Raw genomic sequence first — 19,857 nt, forward strand, 5'->3', positions numbered from 1 at the left:
TCGGTACGACCTAGCTTCCGTGCCGGAGCAGCTCATCTCCATTCCGTGGTGATGCTGAATCCGGCCGACACCCCCGGTCCGACCAGAAATCGCGAGGAGGCGCCGTGAGCGAAGTAGCGGGCACCCAGCAGGAACAAGCCACCCTCACCATCGGTGACAAGACTGCAAAATTCCCCCTATTGCACGGCACCGATGGCGCTCCCAGCGTCGACGTGTCAACCTTCACGAGGCAAACGGGCTACACCGCGCTCGACTACGGGTTCGTGAATACCGCGGCCACGCGTTCTGCGGTCACCTACATCGACGGCGATCAAGGCGTCCTTCGCTATCGTGGCTACCCGATCGATCAGATCGCGACGAACAGCACCTACCTTGAAGTCGCGTGGTTGCTGATCTACGGCGAGCTTCCCACCGCTGATCAGCTCGGTGAGTTCGACGAGCGGATTCGGCGCCACACGCTCGTACACGAAGACCTCAAGCGAATCTTCTCGGCGCTGCCGCACACGGCGCACCCGATGTCGGTGCTCTCATCGGCAGTCTCTGCGCTCTCGACGTACTACGAGAGCGAGACCGATCCCAATAACCCTGAGTTTGTCGAATTGAACACCATTCGCATGCTCGCCAAGCTTCCTGTCATTGCGGCATACGCGCACAAGAAGAGCATTGGGCAGGCGTTCCTCTACCCAGACAACAATCTCGGCTTCGTTGACAACTTCTTGAAGCTCAACTTCGGTGTCATGTCAGAGCCCTACGAGGTAGACCCTGTGATGTCTCGCGCGTTGGAGCGCTTGCTCATTCTGCACGAAGACCATGAGCAGAATGCGTCGACCTCGACGGTGCGGCTGGTCGGCTCTACCGGAGCTAACCAGTTCTCATCGATCTCCGCCGGCATCAACGCGCTCTACGGGCCCCTTCACGGCGGAGCCAACGAAGCTGTTCTCGAGATGCTGGGCCGCATCCGCGATTCGGGCGAAGGCGTTCAGCGCTTCGTGGAGCGGGTCAAGAACAAAGAGGACGGTGTGAAGCTCATGGGCTTCGGGCACCGTGTCTACAAGAATTACGACCCGCGCGCCAAGCTGGTGAAGGAATCTGCCGACGAAGTTCTGCAGGCGCTCGGCGTCAGCGATCCCCTGCTCGACCTCGCGAAAGAGCTCGAAGAGATAGCACTGAACGACGACTACTTCCGTGAGCGTCGTTTGTACCCGAACGTCGACTTCTACACCGGCGTGATCTACAAGGCGATGGGCTTCCCCACGCGCATGTTCACGGTGCTTTTCGCGATCGGGCGTCTTCCCGGCTGGCTCGCGCACTGGCGCGAAGCATCCCAAGACCCGCAGGCGAAGATCGGCCGTCCGCAGCAGCTCTATGTGGGCGCGGGCGAGCGAAACTACCCGGGCGTCAGCTGAGACCCGGGTAGCGAGATACGCTACTTCTTCTCGGCGTGTGCTGCGGCTTCAAGTTCTTCAGCATGGTCAGGAACGAGCGTGTCCGGCTCGCGGGGCGGCCTTTCGTAGCCGCCCGAAGCGGGCCGCGGCGGGATGTCGATCGGTTCTTTTTCGATTCGGTGGTACGGCACCTGTGAGAGCAGATGGGCGATCATATTGATTCGCCCACGCCGCTTGTCTTCGTTGTCGACCTCGAACCAGCGCGCCTCAGGAATGTCGCTGTGCACGAAGAGCGTGTCTTTCGCTCGCGAATAGTCTTCCCACTTTGTGATCGATAGAACGTCGTTGGGGCTCAGTTTCCAGCGGCGCATCGGGTCGTCATTGCGTGACTTGAAGCGGTTCTCCTGTTCGACATCCGAGACGCTGAACCAGTACTTGAGCACCAGAATGCCCTCTTCGACGAGCAGCCGCTCAAAGATGGGCACCTGGTGAAGAAAGCGATGATATTCATCGTTGGTGCAATAGCCCATGACGTGCTCGACGCCGGCTCGGTTGTACCAAGAGCGGTCCATCAGCACGATCTCGCCGGCTGCCGGCAAGTGGGCGACATAGCGTTGGAAGTACCACTGCGTCTTCTCGCGCTCGGTAGGTGTGGGCAGGGCGACGACGCGTGCAACCCGAGGGTTCAGGTACTGCGACACCCTGCTGATGGTCGAGCCTTTGCCAGCAGCATCCCGTCCCTCGAACAACACGACAATCCGCGCGCCGGTGGCTTGCACCCAGGCTTGCATCTCGACCAAGCTCGCTTGCAAGTTCTTCAGTTCGCGCTTGTACAGCTTCTTCGACAGTCGCTTGCCCATGTGATCTCCCTGACTTTTCCTCGACCTTAGCCGCAGAGGTGCGCAGGGGGCCTCAGGCGTGCAGGGCCTCGTTCAACGTGACGCCGACGCCAGCGCGCTGCACCGCTTCAACGGCGCCGCTGAGTGAGTTGCGTCGGAACAACAGGCCGTTGCGTCCTGAGAGTTCTGCGCCCTTGACCGCAGGCTTGTTGCCGTCGGGGAGTGAAGGCTGGTCGGCGAGCAGAATCTTTGTTCCCGCGGTGACGTACAGACCTGCTTCGACGACGCAATCATCGCCCAGCGAAATCCCGACGCCAGCGTTTGCGCCGAGAAGCGTGCGTGCGCCGATCGAGACCTTGTGTGCGCCGCCGCCCGAGAGGGTTCCCATGATCGAGGCTCCGCCGCCGATGTCGCTGCCGTCGCCGACGACGACACCCTGCGAGATTCGGCCTTCGACCATGCTCTGGCCGAGAGTGCCAGCGTTGAAGTTGACGAATCCTGCGTGCATCACGGTCGTGCCCGGTGACAGATAGGCGCCGAGTCGTGCGCGAGACGCGTCGGCGATGCGCACGCCGGGGGGCACGACGTAGTCGAGCAACCGGGGAAACTTGTCGAGGCTCTGCACCTGAATTCCTGCTCGCAGCAGGTGCGGCCGTTGTGCGGTCAGCGCGTCAGGGTGCATTGGTCCGGCGTTGGTCCACGCGACGTTCGCGAGGTGGGCGAAGATGCCATCGAGGTTCAGCGTGTTCGGCTGGGCCAAACGGTGCGACAGCGCGTGCAGGCGCAGATATGCGTCTGAGGTCGAGGCCGGTGCGGCGTCGAGGTCGATCTCTATCGTGACAACGCTAATCGTCACTGCGCGGCGAGCATCGACGCCCGAAAGAGCTTTCAAATCGTGCGCGGCGTCGGTGGTATCACTCGAGGGGACTCGCCCAAGTGCCGGCGACGGAAACCACGTGTCGAGAACCGTTCCGTCCTCTGCGGTTGTTGCCAGTCCAGTGCCCCATACCCATCGTTCAGTCATGATCACAACGCTATCGCGATGACGGGGCGTCGATAGACTCGGCACATGCCTACGCTTGACCTTGCTGCCTCGTCGCCTGACATCACACGCGCAATCTGCGATATCCCGAGCGTTTCAGATGACGAGACGGCACTTGCCGACGCGATCTACGAAGTGATGCTCGCGCAACCGCACCTGCAGGTCTATCGCGATGGCGACACGATCGTCGCTCGCACCGAGCTTGGCCGCGCGCAACGCGTCGCAATCGCGGGGCACATCGACACGGTGCCGATCAACGACAACCTGCCGACCCGGGATATCGAGATCGAGGGCGAACCCTTCATCTGGGGGCGCGGCACCGTTGATATGAAGTCAGGGCTGGCCGTGCAGCTCAAGCTTGCGGTCGAACTCACCGACCCGCGTGTAGACGTCACCTGGCTTTGGTACGACCACGAAGAAGTGGATGCTGATCTGAACGGGTTGACCCGCCTTGCCCGCACCCGTCCTGACCTCTTTGCCGCTGATTTCGCAATCCTGGGGGAGCCGTCACTCGCTGGCGTCGAGGGCGGCTGCAACGGCAACCTTCGTGCGATCGTGCGCACGAAGGGAGTGCGCTCGCACAGCGCACGCTCTTGGATTGGCGAGAACGCCATCCACGGCGCAAGCGCGGTGCTGCAACGCCTCACCCACTATCGCGCGGCCGAAGTGAATGTCGACGGTCTCGACTACCGCGAAGGCTTGAACGCGGTGCGTATCAGCGGCGGTATCGCCGGCAACGTCATTCCCGACGTCTGCGAGGTCGAAGTGAATTATCGGTTCGCACCCCATCTCAACGGCGCCGAGGCCGAGGCGCACGTACGCTCAGTGTTCGAGGGGTTCGAGGTCGAGGTCACCGACCTCGCCGAGGGCGCTCGACCGGGTCTTGATGCACCCCTGGCGCAGGACTTCGTGGCCGCCGTGGGATCTGAACCCAGGCCGAAATACGGTTGGACCGATGTTGCACGATTCAGCGCAATGGGTGTTCCCGCTGTGAATTACGGCCCCGGTGATCCTCATCTGGCGCACCACGATGAGGAGCGTGTTTCCGTCGCCCAGATCGAATCGGTTGAGCGCGGCCTTCGGGCATGGCTGACTCAGCGCTGAACGCCGCTGGCGCTCGGCAACGCTGGCGACAGCTACCCGTCGTGGCGCGTGTCGCAATCGTCTACTTTGCTGCGCGGGTGGTCACCGCAGTGTTCTTCCTGCTTGCCGCTCAGCTGTCAGGGGCTGAATCTCGGTTCGGCGTCGACCCGAGCATCACCGATCTGGTGCTGGCCTGGGACTCACGCTGGTACTGGATCGTGGCGGAGACGGGATATCCCGCAGATCTTCCCATGACTGACAGTGGGGCGATCGCAGAGAATCAGTGGGCTTTCATGCCGATATTTCCGTATCTGGCGAAGTTGGTGTCGTTTCCGTTCGGCCAGTGGGCGGTCGGTGCGTTCCTCGTGTCGATCGCCGCAGGCTTTGCCGCGTCGTATGTGCTGTATTTGCTGATGCGAGAGAAGCTCGCCGAGTCTGCGGCCATGTGGTCGGTGGTGTTTTTCGCATGCGGCCCACTGGCGGGCCTGTTCCAGATCGGCTATGCCGAGTCGCTGTTCTTGCTCTGGCTGTTCCTGGCTTTGCTGTGCATCGTGCGCCGACGCTTCGGGTGGCTGTATCTGCTCATTCCGCTTATGGGATATACCAGGCCCGGCGTCCTTGCCTTCGCGCTGTTTCTTGCTCTATTCGGCATCTGGCGCTGGTTTCAGCGCGAGCGAGAGCAGCTCGGAGCAATCGAGATCGTCCATATCGTGGCCCTCGGCTTCTGGGCGGTGGTCGTCGGGTTCTCATGGCAAGTGATTGCGGGCATCGTCACGGGGGATGCTGGAGCCTACCTGTCGACAGAGCTTGCCTGGCGTCGCAATTGGATTGCCGGCGATGCGGCGTTCGCACCGTTTGACGGTTTTCTGGCAGCCACGTCGTTCTGGTTCGGTGCGATGTGGGGGCTGAGCGCCGAGGTTGGCTATGTCGTTCTGGGCCTCGGGGTAGCGGCAATTGCTGCGGCGTTGCTAGTCGTTCCTGCGGTCAAGAAACTGGGTGTCGAGCTCCGGCTCTGGAGCGCGAGCTACTTGGTGTATCTACTTCTGGTCTTCTTTCCGCAGTCGAGCATTTTTCGTTTGCTGGTTCCGCTCTCACCGATGTGGGGAGCCTTCGCGGCGCCGCGTTCCACACCGTGGCGACTGAGCGTTCTCGCCGCGTGCCTGATCGGCCAGTGGTGGTGGATCTACAACATGTTTGGACTAGGCAACACGGTGTGGCAGATCCCGTAGCAAACAGCCCTCTCAGTGCGGTCAGAGGCAGTTCCCAGGCACGGTAAACTACCACATAGATCACCGACGAAAGGGAGCCACTATGGCAGCCATGAAGCCGAGAACCGGAGACGGACCAATGGAGGCCGTCAAGGAAGGGCGCCTCATCATTGTGCGTGTTCCGCTTGAAGGCGGCGGACGTCTCGTTGTTTCGGTAAACGACGCGGAAGCCAAGGAGCTCTACGACGTCTTGGGTGGCGTGGTCACCCCCGCATAGGTCGCAGCTGCAAATTCAAGAACGGCCGGTCAGTTGACCGGCCGTTCTTCGTTGCTGGGGGACGCGCTATTCGGTAGGCACCGTCGTGAGCTGCAGCAGCCCCTCGCCCACAATCGAGAGTGCGCCGATGACGGCGGGCGAAGCCTGCGTCTCTTGGATGAGAGTGCGAAATGCTGTCGTGACGGCGTCGCGGCGCACGGGGTCGGACACTCCACCATTCGCCAGCACACGCGGAATCAAGACGGTTCCGCCCGCCCTCACCAACCGAAGCCCATGCTCGACGTAGTCGATGACACCCTCAGGATCTGCATCGACCAGCACGATGTCGTATGACGCTTCGTTCATGCGCGGGAGCACTTCAGATGCTCTTCCGGTGATGAATCGCGCGCGCGCGGCTGGAATTTTCGCCTCAGCGAACGATTGACGCGCGACTCCGAGGTGTTCGGGCTCTTTGTCGATCGTGGTCAACGTGGCGCGTGGAGCGCCGTGCAGCAACCAGAGACCCGATACGCCGGCGCCCGTGCCGATCTCGACGATATTGAGTGCGCGTGAAGCTGCGGCCAGCACCGCACACTGCGCTCCTACTGTCGCGCTGATAGGAGCCGCGCCGATCTCAAGCGCGTGCGCTCGAGCGCGAGTGATGTGATCGGGTTCGCTCGTCACTTCGCTGGCGAATCTGTGATTCGCACTGTGTTCTCCCATAGGAATCCTCCGCCGCCAGCCTACGCGCGTATGGTGCCGCACACGGCTCGCCACGGCGTAACCTTGACTCATGTTCTCGGGTATCACCATTGAGAAGTTGCTGCTGATCGGAGTGATCGCAGCGCTCCTTGTCGGCCCTGAGCGACTACCTGGCTATGCCGAAGCCCTCGCACGCTTCGTCAAGAAGGCAAAAGAGTGGACCTCTACCGCGCGAACTCGCGTGAAGGAGGAGATGGGCGAGGAGTTCGACGAGGTCGACTGGCGCACGCTGGACCCGCGACAGTACGACCCGCGACGCATCATTCGCGAAGCGCTACTCGACGATGCTCCGGTCACTCCGACCAAACCCGTTCGAGCGTCGATGGGGGCGGCCGCGGCGAACGCGAGTGCTCCCGTGCCGACTCCGCCCTCCAAGTCGCCGTTCGCCGCTGGCGATGAGGTACCGCCGCCGTTCGACAACGAAGCCACGTAGCTCAGCGCACGCGCATAGGCAGCGATCTGCCCGACAGCCCCCGGCGCGAATGGGCGAGCGCATCGGCGATATCGCCGATTGCCTCGGCGGCGGGATCGTCGGGGTGCGCGAGCACTGTCGGTGCGCTCGCGTCGGCGTCGGCGCGAAGCGTCGGACTGAGCGGCACCGATGCCAACAGGGGCACCTGCTGGTCATCCTGGCCCAAGGCATCGGCGACGGCCAGCCCGCCGCCGGAGCCGAACACATCGACGATGGTTCCATCGGCAAGCACCATGGCTGACATGTTCTCTATGACGCCGGTCACTTGCTGCCCGGTCTGTCGTGCCAGCAATCCGCTGCGCACCGCAACGTCAGATGCCGCAGACTGCGGCGTCGTCACGACGAGCACTTCGGCGTGCGGAAGAATCTGGCCCACTGAGATCGCGATATCACCCGTCCCCGGTGGCATGTCGATGAGCAAAATGTCGAGATCGCCGAAGAACACATCGGTGAGAAACTGCTGAATCGTGCGGTGCAGCATCGGCCCCCGCCAAGCGATGGCGCCAAGCGGGGACTCGTCGCCGCCTTTGCGCAGAAACATTCCGATCGAAATCACCTTCACCCCGTGCGCGACAGGAGGAAGCATGAGGTCGTCGATTCGCGTGGGCTGTGCGGCTCTGCCCGTAGAATCGGTCAGCCCCATGAGCGAGGGGATGGAAAACCCGTGGACGTCCGCGTCGATGAGACCTACCGCGAGCCCTCGCTGTGCGAGGGCGACGGCAAGGTTCGCGGTCATGGTGGATTTGCCGACGCCGCCTTTGCCGCTCGTCACGGCGATCACTCGTGTCAAAGAGTCAGCGGTGAACGGCATCTCACGCGTCGCGCGTCCGCCCTTGAGCTGTTCGGTCAGCGCTTTGCGTTCGGCGGGGGTCATGACGCCAACCTCAAGCGACACTGACGCGATTCCGGGAACGGATGCAGCGGCGGCGCGCACTTCAGCCGAGATGCGCTCTGCCGCTGGGCAGCCAACGATGGTCAACACAATGCTCACGTCGGCGTGCGGTCCGTCGACGGTGATCTCCCGCACCATATTGAGATCGCCGATGGGCATGCGAAGTTCGGGATCTGTGACTGCCCCGACCGCGGAGCGCACGGCTGCTGCACGTGGGTGTGTGGCATCCATCAGTTCTGACCGCGATCTTCTTCGTGCTCGGAACCAGACCCAACCTTCTCTACCAGACTGCGCAGTTCGGCCCGCAAGACATCTTTTGTGAGGAGCTCGTTCGACAGATCGGCCACGGTCATGCGCAATGCGACGACTTCGCGAGCGAGATATTCGGTGTCGGCGAGGTTGCGTTCGGCACGCTGGCGATCCTGTTCGATCTGCACGCGGTCGCGGTCGTCTTGCCGGTTCTGGGCAAGCAGGATCAGCGGCGCCGCGTACGACGCCTGCAGCGAAAGCACGAGTGTGAGAGCGGTGAACCCGTTCGCTGCTGAATCGAATCGAAGCTCGACCGGCATGAGCGTGTTCCACGCCAGCCACGCCACGCAGAACAGGGTGAGACTCATCAGGAAGGCGGGGGTGCCCATTGCGCGAGCGATCCATTCAGTGAACCGTCCGAAACGGTCGCGCGAGGGGTGCGGGGCTCGTTGGAGAACGCCCGAGCGGCCTCGGGGAGCGTCGAGTGCGGGAACGCGGTTCGAACGGGCCATGTCAGTGCCTCCTCGGGATGCTCGCAGTGTTGGTGCTCACGGGCTGCCGTCGATGTTCGTTGCCATCGTGCGAGCGCCAGTCGTCGGGTAGCAGATAGTCCAGAACGTCATCAATACTCACCGCTCCGACCAAGCGTCGTGCAGGGTCGATGACGGGGACCGAGACGAGGTTGTAGCTCGCCAGCAGACGTGCCACTTCGGCAGCTGAAGCGCTCGAAGGCACGGGATCGACGCTGTCGTCGATGATCGCGCCTAGTCGTTCGTGCGGGGGATAACGCAACATGCGCTGAAAGTGCACCGTGCCCAGGAGTCGTCCGGTGGGGGTTTCGTATGGCGGCAGTGTGACGAAGACGGCGGCGGCCAGTGCCGGGTGCAATTCGTGACGGCGGATGAGCGCAAGCGCTTCCGCGACAGTGGCATCAGCGGAAAGCACGATGGGCTCGCTGGTCATCAGGCCGCCCGCTGTGTCGGAGCCGTACTTGAGCAGGGCGCGCACATCCTCTGCTTCTTCGGGCTCCATGAGGTCGAGGAGCTCTTCGAGGCGCTCTTCCGGCAATTGCGCAAGAACATCGGCAGCATCATCGGGCTCCATTGCGTCGAGGATGTCAGCCGCGCGCTCATCGCCAAGCGCCTCGAGAATGTGCACCTGCTCTTCTTCGGGCATCTCTTCGAGAGCGTCAGCGAGCCTGCTGTCGGTCATCTCTTCGGCTACTTCGATGAGACGCTCTTCGGGAAGATCGAGCAGGGTATTGGCGAGATCGGCAGGCTTCAGTTCTGAATAGGTAGCTACCAGCTGCTCTGCCGACTGCGCTTCGCCGGGGTTGCTCTGCTCGCGCACGTCATCCCACTGCGCGAAGGTTGTCGGCCCCTTCGCAAACGGCGATGCGCTCGTCTTGGGAAGGCGAAGGAAGAGCTGGCCCACATCCCACTCGCCGAGACGGTTGCGCTCGATCGCGACATCTTCGATGATTCCGGTGCCGCTGCCATCTCCGAAGTACACCTTGCGGCCCAGCAACTCGACCATCACTCGAACCTCGCCGCCGCGCTGCTCGAAACGACGCACATTGATGAGTCCGGTGGTGATCACCTGCCCGGTCTCGATCGAGATCACGCGGCCGATGGAAACGAACACGTGACGACGGCCAGGAATCTCAACGACCAGGCCGGTGACGCGTGGGGGATCGTCCTTGCGATAGATGACGACGACATCACGCACCTTGCCGAGGCGGTCGCCAACGGGGTCGAAGACGGCGCAACCTGACAGACGCGCAACGAATACCCTTTGCGTGCTCACGAACCCAGCGTAGTCGTGCCCGCATGGGAGGATAGAGACATGACCATGATCGGCGGACGCTTTCCCCAGGGAGTCGACGAGGTCGGCCAGACACTCGTGACGTTTCCCACCTACGAGCGAGCCCAGAAGGCGGTCTCCACCCTGATCGCTGCGGAGGTGCCGGCGCGTGACATCGCCATCGTCGGGCTCGGCCTGCGCTCAGTGGAACGCATCACAGGGCGGCTCGGCTATGCCACCGCGGCGCGATCGGGCGCTATCAACGGGGTTTTGCTCGGTGTGCTCTTCTCAGCGATTCTGCTGCTCGGCACCACCGACGTTCCCGTACAGGCGCTCGTCGGGGTGCTCTTTGTCGGCGTCGCGATCGGCATGATGCTCAGCCTGGTCACCTTCGCATTCGTGCGGCGTCGCCGACCATTTGCGTCGGTGACCACCGTCGTGGCCGACAAATACGAGATCACCGTCGCGGCGGCCAGCTTTCAGAAAGCACGGCAAGCCCTGGCTGGGGGAGTCGCTGCTACAGAGGTGAACGCGCCGGCGCCTCAAAAGCGTTCGCGCGCCAAGAAAGAGTCGGCGCCTGAAACGGCCCCGACACCGCCAGTCTCCGAGCCTCGGCCTGCTCCGCAGGCGCGACCTCAGAGTGAAGAGCCACCTCGCTATGGTGAGCGCATCACCGGGCCCACTGATCCAACTTCAGATGCTGCTCCGACGCACGACAAGCCGACGGAGCACGACGCGGATCGCGCATGACGCACGACGCCCCGATAGCGGAGATCGAATCTCTCGTCGCGGTCTCACTTCCGAAGGGCACTGCGTCGGTGACGGCATGGCACGCCGCACCAGAGAATGCATGGGCCTGGCTCGCTGTCGCACACGGAGCAGGTGGCAACGCGCAGCATCCATTCTTCGACGGCCTCATCGCCGCCGCCCATGCTGCCGGGATCGCGACCGTGCGATTCAACTTTCCCTACTCGCAGGCAGGGCGCCGCTTGCCAGGCCCCGCCTCGCACGCCTTAGCCACCTGGGCTGCTATCGCCGAGTTCACGCCGACGGGCGAGTTGCCCCTCTTCGCATCTGGCAAGTCATACGGTGGCCGCATGGCGTCGATGGCCGCCGCCGAGAGCATGATCGATCCGGCGGGCCTGGTGTATCTGGGCTATCCGCTGCACCCGCCGGGCGAACCCTCGAAACTGCGAACGGCACATCTGGCGGGTGTAGCCCAACCGCAGCTGTTCGTTTCGGGCACAGCCGATCCGTTCGTTGATCCTCCCGAGCAGCTCGAGACAGCAGTGGCGTCATGCCAGAACGCGCGGCTCGAGTGGATCGCAGGCGGCGGGCATTCGTTCGAGGTCAAGGGCGCCAAGCGTTCCCCCGACGAGATCGCCGCGGGCCTCGTTGCGCTGATTGAGCCGTGGATGCGGGCTATCGGCCCGTCGCGTAGCCCTGCATTCCACGGGGATTAGCAGCAGCCCAGAGCAGTCCAGAAGCAGCATCGCGCCCGACAGCAGACAGCCTCCCCAACGACCAGTCGCCCGCTCTCGTGACACGGTGACCACGGCGCTCGAGTCCCGCGATCAATGCGTCGCCGAGGCGATCTTCAACCACGGCCCCTGCGGGAGTCCAGGTTCGCGGCCAGAATGACTCTGGCATTGCGGTGGTGTGCAAAGCGGGAGCATCGATGGCTTCCTGCGGCGAGTACTCACCGACGATCATTCGCAGCAGGGCCAACAGCTGCCACTGATCCTGCTGGTCGCCACCCGGCGTGCCGATTGCGAACGCGGGCGCGCCGTTGCGCGAAACCAGCGTCGGGGTGAGCGTCGTTCGCGGCCGTCGCCCTGGCATCAGCGACGACGCGTAGCCCGGCGTGAGCCATGTCATCTGCAGTCGCGTGCCCAAGCAGAAGCCGAGAGCGGGGATAGTGGGAGAGGACTGCAGCCAGCCCCCGGAGGGAGTGGCAGAGATGATGTTCCCCCAACGATCGATCACGTCAAGGTGGCAGGTGTCGCCACGCGTGTCGCCGTTTCGCGCCACGGTAGGCTCGCCGGTTGCAACGTCGGCCGCGAACTCGTCAGAGGTGCGCAGTGGGGGAGCGAATCCCGCACGACCGCTCGGCGATCCAGGCCGAAACTCGTGTGAGGCCGCTTCGTTGATCAGGCTGCGCCTCGAGTCGAGATAGTCGGCGTCGAACAAAGCGTCGACCGGAACCTCGGCGTCACCAAACCATGCGTCGCGATCTGCGAGAGCAAGCTTTTGCGCCTCGAGGACCGTGTGCGCACCGCGCTCTTGCGAGGGATCGAGCGAATCGTCATTCAGCGGGTCGAGCATTGCGAGAGTCTGCAACAGAGCTGGCCCTTGAGACCAGGCGCCGGGCTTGGCGATGTCGTAGCCGCGAAACGGCATCGTGATCGCGGGCTCGAAGCTGGCATCGAAGGCGGCGAAGTCCGCAGGAGCGATGACGCCAGCGTGATGGCTGCCCGCAGAGTGTCGGTGCGGCGTCGCAAGAAACGTCGATGCTTCACGAGCGACGAGACCGGTCTTCCACTCGTCGCGTGCCGCGTCAATTCGTGCGGCTCGCCCGATCGGTCCTTCGTCGCTCACCGTGCACGCCGCGGTGCTGAGCGAATCGAGCACGTCTGCGTACGCTCGGTTGAAGACCATCTCGCCGGGTCGAGGCGGCACACCGTTCGGCAACCACAGGTCAGCAGACGTGGTCCAGTGGTTGCGAAACAGGTCGGCCACGCGTGCGACTGTTGCCGCGGCGCCCGCCAAGATCGGATGCCCGTCGCGGGCGTAGCCGATTGCGTACGCCAGCACGTCACGCAGTTCCCACGTGCCGTGGTCGCGCAGGAGCAGCAGCCACGCGTCGACGGCGCCAGGAACAGCGGCGGCAAGGCCACCAGCTCCCGGAACAAGGTCAAGGCCCTCAGTGCGATAGTGCTCGATTGTGGCAGCGGCCGGGGCCGGGCCCTGTCCCATCAGCACACGAGGTTCGTCAGCGTCCGCTTTCTGAATGATTCCGACCAGATCGCCCCCGGGACCGTTGAGATGGGGCTCGACCACGTGCAAGACGAAGGCCGCAGCCGTCGCCGCATCGAAGGCGTTGCCACCGCGTTCCAGAACAGCTTGAGCCGTCGCGCTGGCAAGCCAGTGCGTAGATGCGGCCATGCCGAACGTGCCCGACAGGGTCGGGCGGGTGGTGAACGGCGACGGAGCGGTGAAACTCACGTGAGGCGCGCGATCCACGCCTCGATTTCGTCGGCGGTACGTGGCATCGCCGCAGACAGATTGACGGGGCCATCGACGGTCATCAAGATATCGTCTTCGATGCGCACGCCGATCCCGCGATACTCCTCAGGCACCGTGACGTCATCGATTTGGAAATACAGCCCTGGCTCGATGGTGAACACCATTCCAGGTTCGAGCACGCCGTCATAGTAGAGATCTCGTCGGGCTTGCGCGCAATCGTGCACGTCGATACCCAGATGGTGGCTGGTGCCGTGCACCATGTATCGGCGGTGATGACCACCGCTATCGGGTTCGAGCGCTTCCTCAGCCGTCACCGGAAGAAGTCCCCACTCCGCGACACGGGCCGCTATAACTGTCATAGCCGCATCGTGCACCGACCGAAACGTGACACCGGGGCGTGCCGAGGCGAAGGCGAAGTCTGCAGCTTCACGCACCGCCTCGTATACCTTGCGCTGCACGTCGGTGAAAGTGCCGTTCACCGGAAAGGTGCGTGTGATGTCGGCGGTGTACAGGCTGTCAACTTCCACCCCGGCGTCGACGAGCATCAGGTCGCCGGGCATCACGGCCCCGTCATTGCGCGTCCAATGCAAGTAGCACGCGTGTGGGCCGGATGCGGCGATCGTGTCGTAGCCGACCGTGTTGCCGTCGCTGCGTGCCCTGGTGTGAAACACTCCCTCGACGACGCGCTCCCCGCGTGCGTGCGCGATGATCGCGGGAATATTCGAGACGATGTCATCGAAACCTCGTGCGGTCACATCGACAGCGAGTCGCAGTTGGGCGACTTCGTATTCGTCTTTCACGAGCCGCAACTCAGACACCGCGCGAGTGAGAGTGGAATCCTCGTCGACGACGAGGTCTGCGTCGAAATACTCGATCTCGTCGATATGCGCAGTCGCGATCGCGAGATCAGACGCGACGCCTTCGAGTGCAGGGCGAGGGCCGATCCAGAACTCGCCGATCGAAGCATCTGAGTAGAACTCTGCCGTCGTGCGATCCGCTCGCTCCCGAAAGTAGAGAGTGGCCTCGTGGCCCCGCTCGCCGGTGGGCTCGAACACCAGAACGGCTCCCGGTTCTGCGTCGCGGGCCCAACCCGTGAGATGCGAGAAAGCAGAATGCGCGCGGAACGGGTAGTCGGTGTCGTTGCTTCGTTGTTTGAGCTCGCCTGCGGGAACGATGAGGCGCTGACCGGGAAACATGCGTGAGAGCGATTCGCGACGGGCGGCAGCGAAGGGAGCCTGCTCGCGCGGAGGGGAGGCGTGAGCGGGGCGCTGAGCCCAACCTGACGAGATCGTGTCGAGAAACCCCTGGCCGTAAGGCTGGCGACGGTTGGTGCTGGTCGTGGAAGTAGCGGCCTCGGTGCTGGTGTTGCCTGTCGTGCTCATTCTTCAAGTCTCGCACGCAAACCGCATCGCAGGCAGGGACTATTCAGCCGGTTCAAGCTGCACGATCAGCGGACGATGGTCAGACCCTGAGCCGTCGAGCGTGCGCAATACGACTGAGCCGGTGGCCACCCAGTGCGACGACGCCATGACGTGATCGATCGGTGCTCCGGCGAGAGCCCTGATCGACGAGGGCCACGTTCCGACTGCACCGCTGCCGGTGTCGACGGCACTGTCGTGGCAATCGCCTAACGTGCCGCCGTTGGTGCCTAAACCACCGAAGTGATCGACGGTGGCGTTGAAGTCGCCGGCCATGATGACATTGGAGTCGGCGCATTGATCTGCCAACCACTGCAGATCTGAGCGCCAGCTATCCATATAGGCCTCGCGCGGCGCTACCGCGTGAGCGACCACGACTGTCGGACCGGAACCATCTGTGGGCATCGCGACGGCACTGGGGAGGGTCGAGGTGTTGCTGGTGCCTTCAAGCGACGACTCGATGATGGCGTAGTCGCCGAGCGCGGGCGAGATGAGCAGGGTGGTCGAACTGGCATCCCACCCATCGTCACCGTACTCAGTGTGGTGTGCCCACATGGGGTGATCGAGTGCGCGCATCGCGATGGCGACAGCTTCGCCCGTTTCAATGGTGGTCTCGGGTAGGGCGACGATGTCGGCGTCCATCGCCACGGCGATCTTCGCTACCGTCTCGGGCGGCGTGGCGTCTCCTGCTGTATTCCATGTCATCACGCGAATACTCGTGTCGGTTTGCTCAGGAAGTGCATCAGTGCCGCTCACGCCTCGTGTGAGCAAGATGGCACCGCTTGCCACGGATGCGAGACCGAAGACAAGCGCGACGGAGAGGGCGAAGGCACGCATCGGCCGAACAAATGCCACCAGCAGCATCAGCAGTGTCAGCGCGATGAAAGCAGCGAGAAGCACGCTGCGAAACGAGATGATCTGCGCGATCGGGTAGATGCGATCGACACGAAAGAACGACGGCCAGGTGAGAACCGCTACGGCAATCGCACACACCACGGTGATGAGGATTCCGAGCAGGCGAAGCACGTCGCGACTCTACGTGAGCAGCCTGTGAGATCGGTCCGTGGCGCGCGTGAGTAGGCAGAGAGGAGCCGGTTGCGCGCTACTGTCGAAAGATGCCCCGAATGCAACGGTTTGACGGTCCGAGCGACCTGCATCTGCACTCGGCGCAATCGGATGGCACGCAGCCTCCGGCGGAAGTGATGGCGGCTGCGCACCGACACGGCCTCCGTACGGCGGCGTTGACCGATCACGACACTACGTCGGGCTGGGCTGAAGCTTCGCAAGCGGCAGCATCCCTCGACATGACCTTCATTCCTGGCATGGAGTTATCGGCGAAGCACGAATGGCAGAGTGTGCATATACTCGCCTATCTTTTCGATCCCGAAGATGCGGCAATGAAAAAGCTCATCGAGATGATCCGTTCGTCGCGACTCGACCGCGCTCGCAACATGGCTGAACGTATCGCTCGAGACATGGATCTGACGTGGGACGACATTCTTGCGCACACCACCGCCGGAGCAACGGTGGGCAGGCCCCATATCGCGGACGCGCTGGTCTCTCGGGGCTTCGTGAAGGACCGCACCGAGGCATTCGCCCGCATTCTGCATCCACGTGGCGACTACTACGTTTCGCTCTACGCGCCTGACCCGTTGTCTGCGACGCAGTTGATTGTGGCTGCGGGGGGAGTGCCGATTATCGCTCACCCCGCGGCGCGCGAGCGCCCGCTGCCCGACGCGTTGGTTGACGCCATGCTCGATGCCGGTCTGGGAGGGTTCGAGTTAGAGCATCGGGAGAATCTCCCCGCTCCGACGCGCGCACTTCGAAAACTCTGTGACGAGCGCGATCTGATCGTCACCGGGTCGAGCGACTACCACGGCCTCGGCAAGCCGAACCTTCCCGGGGAGAACACGACGGCTGACGAGATGGTGGCGCGAATCATCGACCGTGCAACAGGAAGCGCCCCCGTCTACCCGTAGGAGACGAGGGCGCTTGCACCTATGGCGCGTCAGATCAGGCGAGTGCCTTCGACTTGATCGCGTCGTACTCGGCCTGCGTGATTGTGCCGGCGTCGAGAAGAGCCTTCGCCTTGGCGATCTCTTCTGAAGGGCTGCTGCCGGTTGCACCAGCGACCGACTTGATGTACTCGTCCTGCGCAGCCTTCATCTCGCTCGCAGCACTCGCACTGCGACGGGCCATGCCGTTGCCGCGAGCGATCAGGTATACGAGCAAGGTGAGGAACGGCACGAAGATCAAGAAGATGATCCAGATTGCCTTCCACCAGCCGCTCAGCTTGTGATCGCGGAACAGGTCGCCGATGACGGCGAACAGCGCGAACAGGTACGCCATGAAAACGAAGATGAGCAGGAACCACCAGATGATGTCCCAGAAGGAGCCCCAAAACCCCTGATACTCGTACCCCGTGGTGACAGCTTCAATAAATCGCACGGTTGTGCCTTTCTACATGCAAGCGTGCGGCACCGCCTGCGGCGCCTCGTTGCAACCTTAGCTTGCCTGGGAGGTTTCTGTGAACTACGCGCTTGCTGGGGCGCTCGGTGTGCCGGTCGATCCGCCGCCGCGACGACGACGCCGGCGGCGTGGTGCTGACTTGCCATCGTGGTGCTCGACGCCGCCGCCATCGTGAGTGCCTGCACCCTCTGCGGCGCGCTCCGCGGTGGTCGCGGAGGCGTGGCCTTCGGCGGATGTCGGGTTCGACGACGATCCTCCCCGGCCGCGGCGGCGCGGGGGTCGGCTCGACGAGGAAGAATCGTTCGACTTGGGGGATTGCGCGCGAGGAGCGGTCACGATGCGACCCTTGGTGCCCGCAGGGATATTCAGATCGCTGAACAAGTGAGGGCTCGACGAGTACGTCTCAACGGGGTCGGGCTGGCCGAACTCAAGCGCACGGTTGATCAGCGCCCACTTGTGCAGGTCTTCCCAGTCGACGAACGTGACCGCGATACCGGTCTTGCCGGCGCGACCGGTTCGGCCGGCACGGTGAAGATAGGTCTTCTCATCGTCGGGAATGGTGTGGTTGATGACGTGCGTCACGTCGTCAACGTCAATACCGCGTGCGGCGACGTCGGTTGCGATCAGCAGGTCTTTCTTACCCGCCTTGAACGCTGCCATTGAACGCTCACGCGCCTCTTGGCTCATATCGCCGTGCACGGCGCCAGCATTGAAGCCGCGGTCGCCCAATTCGTCGACGAGGCGCTGCGCGGCGCGCTTGGTTCGCGTGAAGATCACGGTCTTGCCGCGCCCTTCTGCCTGCAGAATGCGGGCAATCACCTCGTCTTTGTCGAGTGAGTGAGCGCGGTACACGAGGTGCTCGATGTTGGCTTGCGTGAGGCCCTCATCGGGGTCGCTCGCACGAATGTGGATCGGGTTCGACATGAACCGGCGGGCCAGGGCAACGATCGGTCCTGGCATGGTCGCCGAGAACAGCTGCGTGTGACGCACGGGCGCGACCTTGGTGAAGATCTTCTCGATGTCGGCGAGGAAGCCGAGGTCAAGCATCTTGTCCGCCTCGTCGAGCACAACCTCGGTGGCGTTGGAGAGGTCGAGAAGGCGCTGATTGTTCAAGTCGATGAGACGCCCAGGGGTTCCGACCACGATCTGCGCTCCAGCCTTGAGCTGGTCGATCTGACCCTCATAGGCCTTGCCGCCGTAGATCGCCACGACGCTCGTGCCGCGGTTCTTTGTGAGCATGTCGATGTCTTCGAACACCTGAACACACAGCTCGCGGGTAGGTACCACGATGAGTGCTTTGACGCCGGGCTCTGGGTTGAGGCCGAGGCGCTGCACGACGGGGATGCCGAAGCCGAAGGTCTTGCCGGTTCCGGTCTTGGCCTGGCCGATGATGTCTTGCCCGGGAAGGCCAAGGGGGATGGTCTGTTCTTGGATGGGGAAAGCGTCGACGATGCCTTTGTCAGCGAGTGCGTCGAGGATGTCCTGGTCGACGCCGAGTTCGGCGAAGGTGGTCACAATGTGAGCCTGTCCGGCAGTGAGATGCTGCCTGGTCGATGCCCTGGCGCGGTCAGTTCCACGCGGGCGGAAGTGCGATCCACGCCTTCTCTCTTGCCACAGGCGCGGGGGCCCCGATCCAACGCCGGGACGAACCCCAGAATAGCGGAGGAGTGCTGAATGGACGCCGCGCCGTATGCTGAACGGCGTGGTGAATTGGTTTTGGAAGCGGCGCGAGGTGGGACGAAAGCTTCAACTGCGCTCGCGAGATGATCAGGATGGCGCGCTTCGCGTCGACTTTGAAGAGCTCGCTCCCGACGTCGATACCTTTCTAGGGCAGGCCGCTTACTTGCAATTGGGCTTCTTCGAGACGTTGAGCGAATTGATCGCTCACACCCCTGAGCTCGCAGACAAAGAGTCGCTGTCACGAGCTGCCGGAGCCGCGCTGACGAAGCATGAGGCGCTTGTCGCATTGATCAGGCACCGAGGCACTGACCCGACAGCGCTGATGCTGCCGTTCCGCGAATCGCTCGACGCGTTTCGTCGCGCCACGCACGGAGTTCGCGCGTTCGAGACGATGCTCTCGGTGCACATCACCGCGGGAATGCTCGACGACTTCTACCTGTCGCTATCGGCCAGCTACGGCGACACTGGCACGCGTGTGTCAAAGATTCTGCGGGCAGACGATGACCGGGGCGCGATCGTCGAGATCATCGGTCGCGCCATTGCCAGCGACGAAGAGTGGCGATCCCTTCTGGCTATGTGGGGTCGGCGGCTCGTCGGAGACACGCTGCTGATCGCACGCTCAGCACTGCGGCCCGGCGCGCTGGGCGCGGCCGACGTAGAAAAGGTCGAACCGGTCTTCACACAGCTGATGGCGGCGCACTCGCGTCGTATGGATGCGATGGGCCTCGCCGCATGAGCGGCTCTTTTGTCGCGTGATCAGCCGAGCCGAAGTGTGACTTGCTGTCGTGCGTCGTGGGTGACACGTCGCTTCGCCAGCACGACGATCGCTGGGTAGGTCACTGCTGCGGGCACGACGATCATGGAAAGCCAGAGCCACAGGTTGTCAGTGCCCACCCCGGCCCAGGTGAGGATCGTCCAAGCGACCACTGCTGATACCGCACCGAGTACGGGCGCAACTGCGACGCCACGGGTGTATCGATCGCCCACCAGAAAGTGGATGCCAGCACCAATGCTCGCGCCTACAACGAGCGCAAGAATGATCTGCATTGCAGG

The 19,857-nt window shown here is 63.2% G+C and carries 21 protein-coding genes; 9 read left to right on the forward strand and 12 right to left on the reverse strand.

Annotation, left to right across the window (positions count from 1 at the left end):
* Positions 1-104 precede the first annotated feature (104 nt).
* A complete protein-coding gene (locus SJY18_RS00845) occupies positions 105-1,406 on the forward strand; it encodes a citrate synthase (protein WP_337338250.1) in 1,302 nt (433 codons plus the stop codon).
* Positions 1,407-1,426: 20 nt separating this feature from the next.
* Here SJY18_RS00845 and ppk2 read toward each other — a convergent pair whose 3' ends face one another.
* Complete coding sequence (ppk2, locus tag SJY18_RS00850; protein WP_337338249.1) at positions 1,427-2,245, reverse strand: polyphosphate kinase 2; 819 nt, start codon at positions 2,243-2,245, stop codon at positions 1,427-1,429.
* 52 nt (positions 2,246-2,297) lie between these two features.
* Complete coding sequence (gene dapD / locus SJY18_RS00855) at positions 2,298-3,248, reverse strand: 2,3,4,5-tetrahydropyridine-2,6-dicarboxylate N-succinyltransferase (protein WP_396668088.1); 951 nt, start codon at positions 3,246-3,248, stop codon at positions 2,298-2,300.
* A gap of 45 nt (positions 3,249-3,293) precedes the next feature.
* Here dapD and dapE point away from each other — a divergent pair, with 45 nt between their 5' ends.
* From dapE to SJY18_RS00870, 3 genes are all read left to right on the forward strand, one after another.
* The gene (dapE, locus tag SJY18_RS00860; RefSeq protein WP_337338248.1) at positions 3,294-4,370 is read left to right on the forward strand and encodes a succinyl-diaminopimelate desuccinylase; all 1,077 of its coding nucleotides are present in this window, start codon (positions 3,294-3,296) and stop codon (positions 4,368-4,370) included.
* On the forward strand, positions 4,352-5,578 hold the full coding sequence (locus SJY18_RS00865; RefSeq protein WP_396668089.1) for a hypothetical protein: 1,227 nt from the start codon (positions 4,352-4,354) through the stop codon (positions 5,576-5,578). Before dapE ends, SJY18_RS00865 begins: the two co-directional genes overlap by 19 nt.
* A gap of 82 nt (positions 5,579-5,660) precedes the next feature.
* Positions 5,661-5,834, forward strand: a complete 174-nt coding sequence (locus tag SJY18_RS00870; RefSeq protein ID WP_276179034.1) for a DUF3117 domain-containing protein — start codon at positions 5,661-5,663, stop codon at positions 5,832-5,834.
* A gap of 66 nt (positions 5,835-5,900) precedes the next feature.
* Here the strand turns inward: SJY18_RS00870 and SJY18_RS00875 are convergent, their stop codons facing one another.
* The gene (locus SJY18_RS00875) at positions 5,901-6,536 is read right to left on the reverse strand and encodes an O-methyltransferase (protein WP_396668090.1); all 636 of its coding nucleotides are present in this window, start codon (positions 6,534-6,536) and stop codon (positions 5,901-5,903) included.
* Positions 6,537-6,606: 70 nt separating this feature from the next.
* Between SJY18_RS00875 and SJY18_RS00880 the strand changes: the two genes are divergently transcribed.
* Positions 6,607-7,008 carry a Sec-independent protein translocase TatB gene (locus SJY18_RS00880; protein ID WP_337338245.1) on the forward strand — a complete coding sequence of 134 codons (402 nt, stop codon included), beginning with the start codon at positions 6,607-6,609 and terminating at the stop codon, positions 7,006-7,008.
* A 1-nt stretch (position 7,009) separates the two neighbouring features.
* Here the strand turns inward: SJY18_RS00880 and SJY18_RS00885 are convergent, their stop codons facing one another.
* The 3 genes from SJY18_RS00885 to SJY18_RS00895 are packed head-to-tail and all read right to left on the reverse strand — an operon-like array spanning position 7,010 to position 9,994.
* Positions 7,010-8,170, reverse strand: coding sequence for an Mrp/NBP35 family ATP-binding protein (locus tag SJY18_RS00885; protein WP_337338244.1), 1,161 nt, complete (start codon positions 8,168-8,170; stop codon positions 7,010-7,012).
* Entirely contained in the window at positions 8,170-8,700 is a 531-nt protein-coding gene (locus SJY18_RS00890; RefSeq protein ID WP_337338243.1) for a DUF1003 domain-containing protein, read from the reverse strand. Before SJY18_RS00890 ends, SJY18_RS00885 begins: the two co-directional genes overlap by 1 nt.
* A 1-nt stretch (position 8,701) precedes the next feature.
* A complete protein-coding gene (locus tag SJY18_RS00895; RefSeq protein ID WP_337338242.1) occupies positions 8,702-9,994 on the reverse strand; it encodes a magnesium transporter MgtE N-terminal domain-containing protein in 1,293 nt (430 codons plus the stop codon).
* A gap of 39 nt (positions 9,995-10,033) precedes the next feature.
* On the opposite strand from SJY18_RS00895, the gene SJY18_RS00900 reads away from it, so the two are divergent.
* Together SJY18_RS00900 and SJY18_RS00905 are read left to right on the forward strand one after the other, a co-directional pair.
* Positions 10,034-10,741, forward strand: a complete 708-nt coding sequence (locus tag SJY18_RS00900) for a general stress protein (protein WP_396668091.1) — start codon at positions 10,034-10,036, stop codon at positions 10,739-10,741.
* Positions 10,738-11,454 carry an alpha/beta family hydrolase gene (locus SJY18_RS00905; protein WP_396668092.1) on the forward strand — a complete coding sequence of 239 codons (717 nt, stop codon included), beginning with the start codon at positions 10,738-10,740 and terminating at the stop codon, positions 11,452-11,454. Before SJY18_RS00900 ends, SJY18_RS00905 begins: the two co-directional genes overlap by 4 nt.
* Here SJY18_RS00905 and SJY18_RS00910 read toward each other — a convergent pair.
* From SJY18_RS00910 to SJY18_RS00920, 3 genes are read right to left on the reverse strand one after another with little or no spacing between them, the layout of a single operon-like run.
* Positions 11,414-13,216: a gamma-glutamyltransferase family protein gene (locus SJY18_RS00910; RefSeq protein WP_396668093.1), complete on the reverse strand. Its 1,803-nt coding sequence runs from the start codon at positions 13,214-13,216 to the stop codon at positions 11,414-11,416. The genes SJY18_RS00905 and SJY18_RS00910 overlap by 41 nt on opposite strands.
* Positions 13,213-14,619: an aminopeptidase P family protein gene (locus SJY18_RS00915; RefSeq protein WP_396668094.1), complete on the reverse strand. Its 1,407-nt coding sequence runs from the start codon at positions 14,617-14,619 to the stop codon at positions 13,213-13,215. The genes SJY18_RS00910 and SJY18_RS00915 overlap by 4 nt, the downstream gene beginning before the upstream one ends.
* Positions 14,620-14,658: 39 nt before the next feature.
* Positions 14,659-15,681, reverse strand: coding sequence for an endonuclease/exonuclease/phosphatase family protein (locus SJY18_RS00920; RefSeq protein WP_337338238.1), 1,023 nt, complete (start codon positions 15,679-15,681; stop codon positions 14,659-14,661).
* An 89-nt stretch (positions 15,682-15,770) separates the two neighbouring features.
* Here SJY18_RS00920 and SJY18_RS00925 point away from each other — a divergent pair, with 89 nt between their 5' ends.
* Complete coding sequence (locus tag SJY18_RS00925; protein WP_337338237.1) at positions 15,771-16,634, forward strand: PHP domain-containing protein; 864 nt, start codon at positions 15,771-15,773, stop codon at positions 16,632-16,634.
* A gap of 34 nt (positions 16,635-16,668) precedes the next feature.
* Here the strand turns inward: SJY18_RS00925 and SJY18_RS00930 are convergent, their stop codons facing one another.
* Entirely contained in the window at positions 16,669-17,103 is a 435-nt protein-coding gene (locus SJY18_RS00930; protein WP_337338236.1) for an SHOCT domain-containing protein, read from the reverse strand.
* A gap of 84 nt (positions 17,104-17,187) precedes the next feature.
* Positions 17,188-18,639 carry a DEAD/DEAH box helicase gene (locus SJY18_RS00935; protein ID WP_396668095.1) on the reverse strand — a complete coding sequence of 484 codons (1,452 nt, stop codon included), beginning with the start codon at positions 18,637-18,639 and terminating at the stop codon, positions 17,188-17,190.
* A gap of 187 nt (positions 18,640-18,826) precedes the next feature.
* On the opposite strand from SJY18_RS00935, the gene SJY18_RS00940 reads away from it, so the two are divergent.
* A complete protein-coding gene (locus tag SJY18_RS00940; protein WP_337338234.1) occupies positions 18,827-19,540 on the forward strand; it encodes a ferritin-like fold-containing protein in 714 nt (237 codons plus the stop codon).
* A 20-nt stretch (positions 19,541-19,560) separates the two neighbouring features.
* Here the strand turns inward: SJY18_RS00940 and SJY18_RS00945 are convergent, their stop codons facing one another.
* Positions 19,561-19,851: a hypothetical protein gene (locus tag SJY18_RS00945; protein WP_337338233.1), complete on the reverse strand. Its 291-nt coding sequence runs from the start codon at positions 19,849-19,851 to the stop codon at positions 19,561-19,563.
* Positions 19,852-19,857 lie beyond the last annotated feature (6 nt).

Origin of the sequence: Microbacterium sp. R86528, assembly GCF_044596335.1 — a bacterium.
GTDB classification, from domain to species: Bacteria; Actinomycetota; Actinomycetes; order Actinomycetales; family Microbacteriaceae; genus Microbacterium; species Microbacterium marmarense.